15 protein-coding genes are annotated in these 13724 nt (G+C 69.1%); 10 read left to right on the top strand and 5 right to left on the bottom strand.

Going from position 1 to position 13724, the window contains the following annotated elements; translation table 11 throughout:
• Positions 1-19: 19 nt before the first annotated feature.
• Complete coding sequence (locus tag AC1MGR_RS17275) at positions 20-193, top strand: DUF3606 domain-containing protein (protein ID WP_480232357.1); 174 nt, start codon at positions 20-22, stop codon at positions 191-193.
• Between the two features lie 83 nt (positions 194-276).
• Here the strand turns inward: AC1MGR_RS17275 and fliP are convergent, their stop codons facing one another.
• Positions 277-1032, bottom strand: coding sequence for a flagellar type III secretion system pore protein FliP (gene fliP, locus AC1MGR_RS17270; RefSeq protein ID WP_108037424.1), 756 nt, complete (start codon positions 1030-1032; stop codon positions 277-279).
• 142 nt (positions 1033-1174) lie between these two features.
• Complete coding sequence (locus AC1MGR_RS17265) at positions 1175-2554, bottom strand: flagellar biosynthetic protein FliO (RefSeq protein ID WP_480232356.1); 1380 nt, start codon at positions 2552-2554, stop codon at positions 1175-1177.
• Between the two features lie 373 nt (positions 2555-2927).
• Here AC1MGR_RS17265 and AC1MGR_RS17260 point away from each other — a divergent pair, with 373 nt between their 5' ends.
• The 9 genes from AC1MGR_RS17260 to recA all read left to right on the top strand — a co-directional run bounded on the left by AC1MGR_RS17260 (position 2928) and on the right by recA (position 11223).
• Entirely contained in the window at positions 2928-3404 is a 477-nt protein-coding gene (locus AC1MGR_RS17260; RefSeq protein ID WP_480232355.1) for a nucleoside deaminase, read from the top strand.
• 337 nt (positions 3405-3741) lie between these two features.
• Positions 3742-4164 (top strand): flagellar basal body rod protein FlgB, encoded by a 423-nt coding sequence (gene flgB / locus AC1MGR_RS17255; RefSeq protein WP_108037419.1) that lies wholly within the window; start codon positions 3742-3744, stop codon positions 4162-4164.
• A 30-nt stretch (positions 4165-4194) separates the two neighbouring features.
• Positions 4195-4605: a flagellar basal body rod protein FlgC gene (gene flgC, locus AC1MGR_RS17250; RefSeq protein ID WP_055951301.1), complete on the top strand. Its 411-nt coding sequence runs from the start codon at positions 4195-4197 to the stop codon at positions 4603-4605.
• Positions 4606-4638: 33 nt separating this feature from the next.
• A complete protein-coding gene (gene fliE, locus AC1MGR_RS17245; protein WP_480232354.1) occupies positions 4639-4953 on the top strand; it encodes a flagellar hook-basal body complex protein FliE in 315 nt (104 codons plus the stop codon).
• 81 nt (positions 4954-5034) lie between these two features.
• The gene (gene fliQ, locus AC1MGR_RS17240; protein ID WP_108037415.1) at positions 5035-5301 is read left to right on the top strand and encodes a flagellar biosynthesis protein FliQ; all 267 of its coding nucleotides are present in this window, start codon (positions 5035-5037) and stop codon (positions 5299-5301) included.
• Positions 5302-5319: 18 nt separating this feature from the next.
• Positions 5320-6084 (top strand): flagellar biosynthetic protein FliR, encoded by a 765-nt coding sequence (gene fliR, locus AC1MGR_RS17235; RefSeq protein WP_108037413.1) that lies wholly within the window; start codon positions 5320-5322, stop codon positions 6082-6084.
• 23 nt (positions 6085-6107) lie between these two features.
• Positions 6108-7175, top strand: a complete 1068-nt coding sequence (gene flhB / locus AC1MGR_RS17230; RefSeq protein WP_480232353.1) for a flagellar biosynthesis protein FlhB — start codon at positions 6108-6110, stop codon at positions 7173-7175.
• A gap of 135 nt (positions 7176-7310) precedes the next feature.
• Positions 7311-9989, top strand: a complete 2679-nt coding sequence (cckA, locus tag AC1MGR_RS17225) for a cell cycle histidine kinase CckA (RefSeq protein WP_480232352.1) — start codon at positions 7311-7313, stop codon at positions 9987-9989.
• A 142-nt stretch (positions 9990-10131) separates the two neighbouring features.
• The gene (gene recA / locus AC1MGR_RS17220) at positions 10132-11223 is read left to right on the top strand and encodes a recombinase RecA (protein ID WP_480232351.1); all 1092 of its coding nucleotides are present in this window, start codon (positions 10132-10134) and stop codon (positions 11221-11223) included.
• 106 nt (positions 11224-11329) lie between these two features.
• On the opposite strand, the gene AC1MGR_RS17215 is transcribed toward recA, so the two are convergent.
• The 3 genes from AC1MGR_RS17215 to AC1MGR_RS17205 form a co-directional block, all read right to left on the bottom strand.
• Positions 11330-11650: a c-type cytochrome gene (locus AC1MGR_RS17215; RefSeq protein ID WP_480234826.1), complete on the bottom strand. Its 321-nt coding sequence runs from the start codon at positions 11648-11650 to the stop codon at positions 11330-11332.
• Positions 11651-11681: 31 nt separating this feature from the next.
• Entirely contained in the window at positions 11682-12971 is a 1290-nt protein-coding gene (locus AC1MGR_RS17210) for a PQQ-dependent sugar dehydrogenase (protein WP_108037405.1), read from the bottom strand.
• 136 nt (positions 12972-13107) lie between these two features.
• Positions 13108-13524 carry an MAPEG family protein gene (locus AC1MGR_RS17205; protein WP_108037403.1) on the bottom strand — a complete coding sequence of 139 codons (417 nt, stop codon included), beginning with the start codon at positions 13522-13524 and terminating at the stop codon, positions 13108-13110.
• Positions 13525-13724 lie beyond the last annotated feature (200 nt).

The following is a 13724-nucleotide window of genomic DNA, read 5'->3' as shown; positions in this document are numbered from 1 at the left end:
GCATAGCAGAGGCCTTCCCATGCTCACGGAACCGCTCGATACCAAGACCGGAAAGACCCACCTCGACATCTTCGACACCCAGCAGCGCAGCGCGATGGCCACGCGCCTCGGCGTATCGGAAGATCGCCTGAAACGCGCCGTCCGCCTCGTCGGCAACCGCATCTCGACCCTGAAGAGCTACCTCGAGCGCTGATCGCGCGGAGAGGCCTGTGACCATATGGAAGGGCGCCCTCGGGCGCCCTTTTTCGTGCGCGCTCACCGAACGGAAGCGGCCCGTCAGGTCCCGTAGCTCTGCACCAGCGAGCCCGCCACCAGGGTCCAGCCGTCGACGAGGACGAAGAAGATCAGCTTGAACGGCAACGCCACGGTTGCGGGCGGCACCATCATCATGCCGACGGCCATGAGGATCGAGGCGACGACGAGGTCGATGATCAGGAAAGGAATAAACAGCAGGAAGCCGATCTCGAAGGCACGGCGCAACTCGGAGATCATGAAGGCCGGCGTCACCACTTCGAGGCCCACGGCTTCGGGACCGGCCGGAACCGGCGCCTTCGCCATGTCGAGGAAGAGCTTGAGGTCCTTCTCACGCACGTTCTTCAGCATAAAGGTCTTGAAGGGCGCGGAGGCGCGCTCGAAGGCGACGCTCTGCGTGATCTGCCCGGCGATCAGCGGCTCGATGCCGTTGCGATAGGCCTCGCGTCCGACGGGTGCCATCACGAAGGCGGTCAGAAACAGCGCGAGGCTGGTGACGACTGCGTTCGGCGGGGCGCTCTGAGTCCCAAGCGCCGAGCGGAGAATCGACAGTACCACCACGATGCGGGTGAAGGACGTGGCCATCACCAGCACCGAGGGCGCCAGTGCGAGGACGGTGAGAAGCGCGACGAGCTGGAGCGCCCGTTCAGTCACCCCGCCGGTGCCGAGATCGACCGACAGGCTCTGGGCCTGCACCCCCGTCGTGGCGCAGGCCAGCCCCAGCCCGATCAGGATCGGCAGGCGCAAGCGTCTGGAGGGAAAGGAGCGGGGTTCGGTCATACCGGTTCCGGACGACGCGGCGCGACACGGCCGCGCGTCCCTCATAGCATTCGCGCCCTAGCCCGCATCCCCCGCGCGGGGCCACGCGCCTTCTCCTGCGAGGAAGAGAGCGAGCCGGGGGGTGGGGAACACCCTGACCCGCCTACTGCTTGCGATCGAGGGGCCGGCCGAGCAGTCTCGCGAACTCCGCCTCGATTTCTTCCACGGAGAAGGGATTGGGACTGGCCGGCGCCTTCACGGACGCAGGCGCCGGAGGAGGAGGTGGCGGAGCCGGCGCTGCGGTAGGTGGCGGCTCGATCACGGCCGGGGGAGCAGCGTCTTCGGCCTTCGGTGCATCGGCGACCGCCGCGTGGATCACCGGGTCCGGCTCGATCGGGGCGGGCTGCGGCGAAGCCGGCGGTTCCATCGGAACAGCTTCGGGCGCCGGCTCCTCGATACGGTCGGCAAAGAGCGCGTCGTCGACGGCTGGCTGCAGTTCGACGGCGACCCGCTCGTCCGAGGCCGGTGCCTCGGCGGTGGCGGCCATCGCCGCGGCGATGGGATCGATGGCGGGCGCCTCGACGGGTGAGACCGGGTTCACTTCCGGCGGGTGTTCGAGTGGCGCCTCCGGAGTCGCGGGCACGCCCTCGTGTATTGCAGGAGCGGCAGGCTCGGCCACGGGGGGCTGAACGGGCATGGCGGGACGGACGGCGGCCGAGGGCCGGCGCAGGGCCTCCTCCAGCTGGCGTGCCATGTCGGAGAGGATCGCGGCATCGACGCCGCGGGCCGTGGGCGCCGCGACGGGAGGCGTCGGTGCGGCAAGGGGCTCCACGGGCGCATCGCGACCGGTCTCGGGCTCGGCTCCACGCTCCGGCATCCCGACGCGCTCCGCGATCGCCGCGGGAACGAAGTTCGCCAGAGAGGGCGGGGTCCGGCGCATCACGCGCGCAAGCTGAGAATCGCGCTGCCGCGGCGCGACCGGCTCCGGGGCCGGGACTTCCGGCATCGGCTCTGGGTCAGGCACCCGCGCGCGATCGCCCAGGGGGGGGGCCGCTTCGTAATCCGCGCCGGGAGGCGGCACCGCCATCTCGAAGACCGGCTCACGGTAGGGAGCCACCGGCGCCACGGCCGGCGCCAGGCTCGGGACCGGAGCCTGCTGGGATACCGGAGGTTCCGGCATCGTATTCAGCACCGGCTCCGGGGCCTCGTCGAAGGCGGGCTCGTCGGAAGCCATCCGGGCGCTCATTCCGCGCAGGATGTTGCGCTCGATCACGACGTCGTTCGGTCCGCCCACGAGAAGCAGGTGTTCGACGTTGTCGCGCCGCAGCAGGATCAGCTGTCGCTGTCGGTCGAGCTCGTAGATGTCGACGATGCCGAGGCGCGGCTGGCGCCCGCGGGGTGAATTCTTACCGGAGAGGGGCGACCCCTTCCCACCGAGTCGCCGCACCAGAAAGACGCCGGCCGCCAGGACAAGGAAGATGACGACGAAGATGATGGCGAACTGGAGGGGAAACGAGCCATCCGAGCTGAAGAACGATGACAAGACCGGGGTCTCTCGCTTTTGGGGCTCGTAGCCCGACGCAACACTGAAAAAGCAGTATCATGTCCGGTGCCGACGCGGGCAACAACGTTAAGACTTCGTTAACAGCTCCTTTGGCCAACCGAAATTCGTCAGCGCTCGTCTGGGCTTACGGCTCGCGGGGAGGCGCCCCGCCGCCCGATCTGATCACGGAACGGCGGGGCGTGCCGTGTCTCCACGGCGAAGCCGATACGCAACGCGGCCTGGAGCGACCGTGCCCCGCCCGCGGTTAGCAGCGCATCAAGGGCGCCTTCGCGGCTCGTCTCGAAACGGGACCCGCCGCAGGTCCTGGCGCGTTGGATGGGCGATACAGCCGGAGGGGTTCGAGGTGGCATCCGTGGAAGATCAGCATCAGGCGTATCTGCGCGACGCGGTCGCGCTGGCCCGCGACAACGTCCTCCAGGGCGGGCGCCCTTACGGCGCGGTGATCGTCCGCGACGGCGAGGTGCTGTCGCGGGCGGTCAACACCATCGCGATCACCCAGGATCCCACCGACCACGCCGAGATGGTGGCGATCCGGGAAGTGAGCCGTCGCCTCGGGCGCCCCAAGCTCGACGGCTGCATCGTCTACGCCAGCGGTCGTCCCTGTCCGATGTGCCATGCGGCCATGCGCCTGGCCGGCATCCAGCAGGCCTACTTCGCCTACAGTGCGGAGGAGGGCGAGCGCCACGGGCTTCTCGGCGCCGGCATCTATGCCGAACTGTGTCAGCCCCTGGGCGACCAGCCGATGCGTGTGGAGCATCGCCCCGTGGCGGTGGAGGAGCATCCCTACGTGCTCTGGCGCGACCGGCAGGGCGCCTCCAAGAAGGCCTGAGGCGATGACCGTTCCGCGCTGGATCCCCTTCCTCGCTGCCGGCCTCTTCCTCGCGGCCGCCATCACCCTCGCCATTCTCTGGAGCCGCGGCGCCCTTCGCCATCCCAGCGAGGATGCGCGATCGCCCAGCGCGCCCGTGGCATGCGCGCCCCTCAACCCGAGCGGGCCGCCGCCCGCGGACTGCCCGCAGGCGAAACCGCCGACGCAGAGGACACCCTGAAGACCATCCCGATTTCGGGGAAGGCGCACGGCGTTTAACCGGGCGTTAACCATGGTGGCGGCAGATTTTGCCGGTCCCACCGGGCAGATTCTTCCGGGTGAGGGGAGGGTCCAGCCCATGTCCGTCACCGACCTGCCCATCCTCGGCATGCTGCGCACCCGGATGCAGTGGCACCAGACGCGCCAGAAGCTCCTGGCGGAGAACGTGGCGAATGCCGACCTGCCCGGCTTCAAGCCGCGCGACCTCGCCAGCCCCGACCTCGGGCGGTCCGGTCCCGTCCTGTCGCAGCCGCAGGGCGCCACCACGAGCAGCAGCCTCGCGGTGACCAACGTCTCTCACATCGCCCCGGGCGGAGGGCCGGACGGCCCCGGAGCCGACCCGCGCCGCGTGAAGGGATTCGAGATCCGTCCCAGCGGAAACGGCGTCAACCTCGAAGAGGAGATGATGAAGGCCGGCGACAACCAGGCGGATTATCAAATGGCCGCCTCGCTCTACCAGAAGAGCCTCGAGACCATCAAAATCGCCATCGGCAAGCGCTGAGCGACCCTTCAACGTCTCACGGAGCGCGCCATGGACTTCCTGAAATCCCTCACCACCGCCGCCTCGGGCCTGAAGGCCCAGTCGAGCCGGATGCGGATCATTGCCGAGAACATCGCCAACGCGGATTCCGCTCCGACCACCGTCGGCGGCCAGCCCTACCGGCGCAAGATCCCGACCTTCACCCAGCAGGTCGACCGCGAGACCGGCGCATCGCTGATCGAGGCGGGGCGGGTGCGCCGCGATACCTCGCCGTTCCGGACCAAGTACGACCCGGGCAATCCGAGCGCCAACGCCAGGGGCGAGGTGGCGATGCCCAACGTCAACGGCCTGATCGAGAACATGGACATGCGCGAGGCCCAGCGCTCCTACGAGGCCAACCTCAACATGGTCACGGCGACCCGCCGCATGGTCGCCAAGACCCTCGAGATCCTCAAGGCCTGACCGTCCGCTTCCGTCCCCTGAAAGTCCGCCGCCATGACCAGCAACGCCTTCGCCGCCGGAGCCTACGCGGCGATCCAGAACATCGGCGCCAAGGGAGCCCCGAAGATCGCGCCGGCCACCGGCGCGTCGGGCTCGAACTTCACCTCGCTCCTGACGTCCACCCTGGACAGCGTCGGCGAGGCGGGGCGCAAGGCCGACAGTCAGGCACTGGCCGTCGCAGGCGGCAAGGCGAACGTCGTCGACGTGGTGACGGCGGTGGCCGAGAGCGAGACCGCCCTGCAGACCCTGGTCGCCGTCCGCGACCGGGTGATCTCGGCCTACGAGGAAATCATGCGGATGCAGATCTAGGCCGCCCCCTCGCGGTTCCGCCGACGCACCCGACCCCTTCGCACGAAGCCCTCCGCCCAGACGCGAGATGACATCCCCTTCATGACCGGTCTCGCCATCATCGACGTCGCCCGCGACGGCATCTTCGTCTTCCTCAAGGTGGCGGGACCGGTGATGCTGGTCGCCCTCGTGGTCGGCCTCGTGGTCTCCCTGTTCCAGGCGCTGACGCAGATCCAGGAGCAGACCCTGATCTACGTCCCCAAGATCGTGGCCGTGTTCGCGACCCTGCTCCTGATGCTGCCCTTCATGGGCGACGCGCTGGGCAGCTACATGACCCGGATCGCGGCCCGCATCGTCTCCGGCGGCTGAAGTCTGCTATGACGGGGCATGAACCTCCTTCTGCCGGGCATCGCGGCGGCCTTCCTCCTCACCTTCGCCCGCATCGGCACCCTGGTGATGCTGATGCCGGGCGTGGGCGAGCAGTTGGTCTCGCCGCGCCTGCGCCTCGCCTTCGCGCTTCTGCTCTCCCTCATCCTGTTTCCGACGGTGCGGCCGCTGCTGCCGATGCAGGGCGGGGCCATCGCGGGCCCGGGACTGATCGCGCTCCTGATCGGGGAGTTGCTGGTGGGACTGGTGCTCGGCCTGACCGTGCGGATGGTTCTCGCCGCCCTGCAGACCGCCGGCATGATCGTCTCGCAGCAGCTCGGGCTGTCCTACGCCATGACGGTGGATCCGACGCAGGGCGGGCAGCAGACGGCGATCGGCAATTTCCTGGCGCTTCTCGGCGTGACGCTGATTCTCGCCACCGATCTGCACCACGTGGCCCTGGACGCGATCGGGCGCAGCTACGTGCTGCTGCCGCCGGACGGGGTCCCCGGCATGGGGGAGGCGGCGAGCCTCGCGCTCAAGGCGATCGCGCGCGGCTTCGCGCTCGGCGTCCAGATCTCGGCCCCGTTCATCGCCTTCGGCATCCTGTTCAACGTGGGTCTCGGCGTGCTGGCGCGCCTGATGCCACAGATGCAGGTGTTCTTCGTGGCCGTTCCGGCGTCGGTCCTCATCGGCATGCTGCTGCTCCTCGGCAGCCTCGGTGTGATGATGGGCGTCTTCCTGGACGATATCGGGCACTACCTGGCGGATCTCGCCGGGCGCTGAGCCCCCGCGGGGAGGCCTGAGCCGTGGCGGACGATTCCGATCCGGAAGACAAGACCGAAGACCCGACTCCGCGGCGGATCGAGAAGGCGATCGAGCAGGGCAACGTTCCCAACAGCCCCGAGATCAACACCTTCTTCATCCTGGCCGCCTTCACCATGGCGCTGCTGATGGCCTCGGGCATGATCGCCAAGGACCTCGTGGCGAGCCTGCGCGGCTTCCTGACGAACGCCTATGCGGTACCGTCGGACCCGGCGGCCTATTCCGAGATGGGGGTGCGCACGCTGATCATATGCGCGCAGGCTCTCTGTATACCAGTAGGTCTCGTCCTGGTCGCGGGCTTGGCGGCCGGTCTCCTCCAGCATCCGTTCGTCTTCAGCACGGAAGCGCTCGGCCCAAAATGGGACCGGGTCTCGCCGATGGCCGGCGTCAAGCGCGTCTTCGGGATGGAGGCCCTGTTCCAGTTCGTGAAGGGGCTGGCCAAGCTCGGCATGGTCGGGGTCGTGGCCGGAACGATCCTGTGGAGCGAGCGCGACCGGATGGAGGTGTTCGCGCGCCTCGACCCGATTGCCGTCCTGGCCGCGATCCTGACGCTCGCCCTGAAGATGATGGCGGGCATGCTCGCGGTGTTCATCGCCATCGCGCTGGGCGACGCCGTCTACCAGCGCTTCCGTTGGCGCCAGCGGCTGCGCATGTCCAAGGAGGAGATGAAGCAGGAGCACAAGGAGAGCGAGGGCAGTCCCGAGGTGAAGGGACGCATGAAGCAGATCCGCGCCCAGCGCGTGAAGAAGCGCATGATGGCCGCCGTGCCCACCGCCACCGTCATCGTCACCAATCCGACCCACTACGCGGTCGCCCTGCGCTACGAGGCCGGCATGACGGCGCCCGTCTGCGTGGCCAAGGGCGTCGACTCGCTCGCCCTCAAGATCCGCGCGGTGGCCAAGGACCACGACGTCCCGATCCTCGAGAACCCGCCGCTGGCGCGCGCGCTCCACGCCACCGTGGAGATCGACGAGGAGATTCCGGCGGAACATTACCGCGCGGTGGCCGAAGTGATCGGCTACGTGATGCGCCTGCGCCGGCGGGCCGCGTGAGGATTGGCGCTTGCGCTCGCCACGCTTTATGCACCCTCTTTCGCGAGAATTCTCGGCAACATACGCCGGTTTGCCCTTGCTGCGAGCGAATGCGGGGCGCTAACCGGATGGGCTTCACGGGTGGGTCGGCGGCGGATGGTTGAGTTCAGCGGACACGGCAAGCCCGCGTCGAACGCGATCGATCGCTCCGAGCGGCCCGGACGGGTCGGGCTCCTCCTCGTGCTGGCGGGCCTGCTCGTCGGCGCCGCCGTGGGCCTGTCCTTCGTCGCGAGCGAGCAGGCCCAGCCGCTGATCCTCGGCCTGCTGGCGCTCCTCGCCATGGCGGGCGTGTTCTGCCTCTTCGCGCTGGCCATCGGGGCGATCCAGTTCGCCGGGCAGACGACCCGGGACGACATCACCAAGGCGATCGTCGACGCCGCGCCCGAGGGCGCGATCGTGGTCGAGGAGGGCGGGCGCCTCATCTACGCCAACGAATCCTACCTGCGCATCGCCGGCGGCGAGACCTTCGCCAGCCTGCGCCCGGTGGAGCGGGTCTTCGTCGGCTCGCCGGAGGTCTCGGAGGCGGTCTACCGCCTCGCCCAGGCCTCGCGCGACGGCCTCGGGCATGCCGAGGAGATCCGGATGGCGCCGCCTCCGGGCAGCGCGGCCGAGCGGGCCTTCGCGTGGTTCCGCATCGGCGTGCGCCCGATCGAGCGGCCGCGCCGCCCCGCGACCCTGTGGACGGTGACCGACATCACCCACGAGCGCGAGCGCCAGGAGAACGTCTTCCAGGAACTCCAGCACGCGATCGACTACCTCGACCACGCCCCCGCCGGATTCCTCTCGATCGATCCGGCCGGCGCGATCGTCTACATGAACGCGACCCTGGCCGCCTGGCTCGGCTACGATCTCGCGACGGTCGGCTCCGGCGGCCTGCGCCTGCCCGAGATCGCCCCCGGGGCCGACGTCCTGACCGCCTCCGAGGGGCTGCCGGGCGAGGTCCGGACCGATCGCTTCGACCTGGACCTGCGCCGCCGCAACGGCCATCCGCTGCCCGCGCGCCTGTACCATCGGGTCGCCTTCGGCCAGGACGGACGGCCCGGCCCATCCCGGACCTTCGTGCTCAACCGCTCGGCCGGCGCCGAGAGCGACGAACCGCAACGGGTCGCCGAGGTGCGGCTCGCGCGCTTCCTGAACAACAGCCCCATCGCCATCGCGACCCTCGACCAGAGCGGCCACATCGCCCGCGCCAATGCCTCCTTCGCCCGGCTGTTCGGCGGCCTCCCGCGCCAGGCCCTGCCCGACGGGCGCAACGACCTCCAGGGCGAGCCCACCATGTGGGACGCGATCGCCGAGCGCGATCGCGCCGGCCTCGAGGCGGCCCTGGGCAAGGCCGCCGCCGGCCTCGTCGAGGTGCAGCCCATCGAGATCGCGCTCTCGGGGCCCGGCAACCGGTCGGCACGCGTCTGGCTGAGCCCGGCGGGCGGCGAGCCGGCCGGCGGCGGCCGGGACGAGGCCGATCAGAGCGACCGCGAGCGGGTCATCCTCTACGCCCTCGACACCACGGCCCAACGCCAGCTCGAGCAGCAGGTGGCGCAGGCGCAGAAGATGGACACGGTGGGCCAGCTCGCCGGCGGCATCGCCCACGACTTCAACAACGTCCTCCAGGCGATCATCGGCTACTCGGACCTGCTCCTGGCCAGCCATCGGCCGACCGACCCGGCCTTCCAGGACATCATGCAGATCAAGCAGAACGCGAACCGGGCCGCGAGCCTGGTGCGCCAGCTGCTGGCCTTCTCGCGGCGCCAGACCCTGCGCCCGGAGGTGATGAACGTCGGCGAGGCCCTCTCGGACCTGACGCTCCTGCTCAAGCGCCTCCTCGGCGAGCGGGTGGACCTCGACCTGAAGCACGGGCGCGACATCTGGCCGATCAAGGCCGACGTGAACCAGTTCGAACAGGTGATCGTGAACCTCGCGGTGAATGCGCGCGACGCGATGCCGGAGGGCGGCCGCCTGCTGATCCGCACCGCCAACGTCGTCGACGAGGCGGTGCCGAGCGAGAGCCGCGTCGGCATGCCGGTGGGCGACCACGTGCTGATCGAGGTCCTGGACACCGGGCAGGGCATCCCGCCCGACGTCATGGAAAAGATCTTCGAGCCGTTCTTCACCACCAAGGAGATCGGCAAGGGCACCGGCCTCGGTCTCTCGACGGTGTTCGGCATCGTCAAGCAGAGCGGCGGCACCATCGACGTGCGCTCCACGGTGGGGGAGGGCACCGCCTTCCGGATCTACTTCCCGCGCCACGAACCCGCGGCCGAGCCGGCGCCCGAGCCGGAGGTCGCGCTGCCCCCGCCGACGGCGCAGACGACCGCGTCGATCGCCGCCACCCGGCTCAAGGGCGGATCGGACCGGACGCGACCGGACGGCGAGAAGCCCGCCCCCCGCAAGCCGGCCCCGGACCATACCGGCCAGGGCGTGATCCTGCTGGTGGAGGACGAGGATCCCGTGCGCGCCGTCAACAGCCGCGCGCTCTCGGCCCGCGGCTACACGGTGCTGGAAGCGGCCTCGGGGCTCGACGCCCTGCGGATCATCGCCGAGACCACCGAGACCATCGACCTCGTCGTCTCCGACGTGGTCATGCCGGAGATGGACGGGCCGACCCTGCTGCGCGAATTGCGCAAGCAATCCCCCGACCTCAAGGTCATCTTCGTCTCAGGCTACGCCGAGGACGCCTTCCGCAAGAACCTTCCGGACGGCGAAGACTTCAACTTCCTGCCCAAGCCCTTCAGCCTGAAGCAGCTCGTCGAGACGGTGAAGGAGACCATCGCCCGCTGAGGCGCGACACCGGAAGATTCGTGGCCCGCGACGCGCGAATTCTCCGGTGTCGCCCTTGCCGAATGAGAACAAAACGGGTACACAATCGGCAACCGGGGCGCATTGAGCCTTGCTCCTCCCCCATGCATAAGGATGCCGACGAATGGCCCAGCCCGCGCTGAAAGTTGTGGATTCCCCGATGGTGGACAAGGACAAGGCGAAGGCGATCGACGCCGCGCTGTCGCAGATCGAGCGGGCCTTCGGCAAAGGCTCGATCATGCGCCTGGGCAAGAACGACAAGGTCGCGGAAGTCGAGGTCATCTCCACCGGCTCGCTGGGCCTCGACATCGCGCTGGGCGTCGGCGGCCTGCCCCGCGGTCGTGTCATCGAGATCTACGGCCCGGAATCGTCGGGCAAGACCACGCTGGCCCTGCACACCATCGCGGAGGCCCAGAAGAAGGGCGGCGTCTGCGCCTTCGTGGACGCCGAGCACGCCCTCGACCCGGTCTACGCGCGCAAGCTCGGCGTGCAGCTCGACGATCTCCTGATCTCGCAGCCCGATACGGGCGAGCAGGCCCTGGAGATCACCGACACCCTGGTGCGCTCGGGCGCCATCGACGTGCTGGTGGTCGATTCGGTCGCGGCCCTGACGCCGCGGGCCGAGATCGAGGGTGAGATGGGCGATTCGCAGCCCGGCCTGCAGGCCCGCCTGATGAGCCAGGCCCTGCGCAAGCTCACCGGTTCGATCTCGCGCTCGAAGTGCATGGTCATCTTCATCAACCAGATCCGCATGAAGATCGGCGTGATGTACGGCAGCCCGGAGACCACCACGGGCGGCAACGCGCTGAAGTTCTACGCCTCGGTGCGCCTCGACATCCGCCGCGTCTCGACCCTCAAGGATCGCGACGAGGCCATCGGCAATCAAGTCCGCGTCAAGGTCGTCAAGAACAAGGTCGCGCCGCCCTTCAAGCAGGTCGAGTTCGACATCATGTTCGGCGAGGGTGTCTCGAAGGTCGGCGAGCTCATCGACCTCGGGGTCAAGGCCGGGATCGTCGAGAAGTCCGGCGCCTGGTTCTCCTATGCCAGCCAGCGCCTTGGCCAGGGCCGCGAGAACTCGAAGGGCTTCCTGCGCGACAACCCGGAGATCGCCGGCAAGATCGAGGCGTCGATCCGCCAGAATTCCGGCCTGGTCGCCGAGAAGATCCTCGAGAACGCCAAGCCGACCGAGGACGAGCTCGACGAGGGGGAGGCCTGAGGGCCTTCCGCGCTCCCGCAACAGGGCGGCGCGGTTCTTCGAGCCGGACGGAAAAAGGCCGCCGGGCATGATGCCCGGCGGCCTTTCGCGTTCCGGAATGCGCGCCTCAGCCCGGAGGCAGAACGTCGACCTGAATCGCCGCGTAGTAGGCGGCCAGATCCGCGATTTCAGTGTCGCTAAGGGGTTTGGCCACGACGTTCATGATCTCGTTGCGCCGCGTGCCGTCCCGATATTCCTTGAGCGCCTTCACGAGGTAGGGCTCGACCTGACCCGACAGGTTCGGCGCCTCAGGGAGCTTCGAGACCCCATCGAGGCCGTGGCAGGTCTGGCAGGCGACCGCCGCCTTGCGGCCGGCCTTCGCGTCCGCCGCCCAAGCCCCCGTGGAGAGGAGCAGGAGCGGGAGGACGCCGAGGAAAGCCGCCCGGATGCGCCCCGCGGTTCGGGAGACAGGCCGCACGCTACTTGCCCTCGTAGGAGATGCGGTAGATCGCGCCGGCCGTGTCGTCTGCCACGAGGAGCGAGCCGTCGAGGAGCACCGCGACGTCGGTCGGACGGCCTAGGTACTCGCCGTCCTGGGTCAGCCAACCCTCCGCGAAGGGCTTCGGCGTACCGGCCTTGCCGTCCTTGTCGACCGGCACGAACATGATCCGGGCCCCGAGCGGCTGAGTCCGGTTCCAGGAGCCGTGCTCGGCGGTGAAGATGCCGCCCTTGTAGGATTCGGGGAACATGCGCCCATTGTAGAAGACCATGCCGAGATCGGCCGCGTGGGGCGGCAGCTCGGCCTGCGGGAACACCACGTCCTTCGGCGGCGTCTCGTCCTTGTACTCGACCGTGCGGACATGACCGCCCCCGAACCACGGGAATCCGAAGTTCTCGCCGGCCTTCGCGATGCGGTTCAGCTCGCCCGGCGGAATGTCGTCGCCCATGCCGTCGACCTGGTTGTCGGTGAACCACAGCGCCTTGTCGGCGGGGTTGAAGTCCATGCCTACCGAGTTGCGGATGCCGGTGGCGTAGACCTCGCGGTTCTTGCCGTCGGCATCCATGCGGATGATGCCGCCGATGCCGGCCTTGGCGTAAAGGTCGCGCTTGGCGGCCGGGGGCACGTTGTAGGGCTGGCCGAGGGAGATGTAGGTCTTGCCGTCGGGCCCGACCCGGCACATCCGGGCGGTATGGTTGTAGCTCTCCTCGGCGGCCGGGATCAGGTCGCCCTGCTTCACCAGGACGCCGGCGGCGACGTCTGGGCTCTCGTAGAAGAATTCGGCGGCCGGGAAGGACAGGACCCGGTTCTGCTCGACGATGGTCAGGACGCCGTCTTTGGAGAAACAGACGCCGTTGGGGATCTTGAAATCGATGCCGGCCGCGAAGGCGCGAACCTCGTCGGCGACGCGGTCCTTGTCCCGGTCGGTGACCGTGTAGACCTTGCTCTTGCGGGTTCCGACGAACAGCACGCCGGCATTGGGCCCGACCGCGATCGAGCGGGCGTCCGGCACCACGGCGTAGAGGTCGATCTTGAACCCGTCGGGGAGCTTGATCTTGGCGAGCGTCTTGCGCAGGGCGTCGGCGCGCCGGCCGGTCTGGGGGATTTCCGGCGCTTCCGCGGTGCCGGTGCTCTGCATCCCCGTGAGCTTCTCGAGCGCGTCGGCTTTCGCCTTGGTCTCGGCGGGGGCTGCCCCCTGCGCGAGGGCGCCGGCGGTGAACGCCAGGGCGGCGCACCCGGCCAGCAGCGTTGCGGTGAGGACCGATCGCATGGATGTCTCCCGAAGTCCGCCCGCATTGTCGGGGCGGTTGAGCCCCGACGATATGCGCCTGCCGAGCGCGCCGGCAAGGGGAGGGCGAAGGGTCCGGCGACCGGGAGGGTCAGGACGGCGACGGCGCCCGCGCCCCTCAGGGCGTGTAGGGCAGGAGCTTGATGAACAGGCCCCACAGCACGAAGAGGATGCCCACGATCGAGACCAGCCAGACCAGCGAGCGGACCTTCGGGACGCCGAATCCGTAGACGGGCAGGTAGACCAGCCGGGCGAAGAAGTAGAGGTAGGCGCCCAGGACCACCGCCGTGTTGTGTCGGCCCGTCGCCACGCAGGCGAGGACGAGGGCGGCGAAGATCGGGAAGGTCTCGAAGAAGTTCTTGGAAGCCTTCTCCAGCCGGCTCGCGGCGCCCGTCACCTCGGGCGTCGGCCCCTCGCGGTTGCCGGAGGCCCAGCCGAAGCCGCCCCGCTGCTGAACGCCGCTCGCGGAGGCGGCGATGATGTGGACCAGACCGAGCAGGCAGGCCCAGGCAAGGAGGCGGATTTCGACCGGCATGGCGGGTGTCCGTGTTGGGGAGGTGGGAGATGCGTTCCTAGCTCGGCCGTGCGCAAAAGCGAAACGACCGTGACTTGCGCCGGAACGCTCCTTATGAGTGCGCCAGCGCGGGACACTCCCAACAGGCGGGGCGATCCGCGCGCGGCATGCGTGCGCGACCGACCAGCCCGGCGCGTCCGCATCCGGCGGCACCCTACGAC

This window comes from Methylobacterium sp. BI1 (assembly GCF_056680125.1).
The sequence above is the reverse complement of the archived record's forward strand: the minus strand, read 5'-3'. Positions and strand labels throughout refer to the sequence as shown.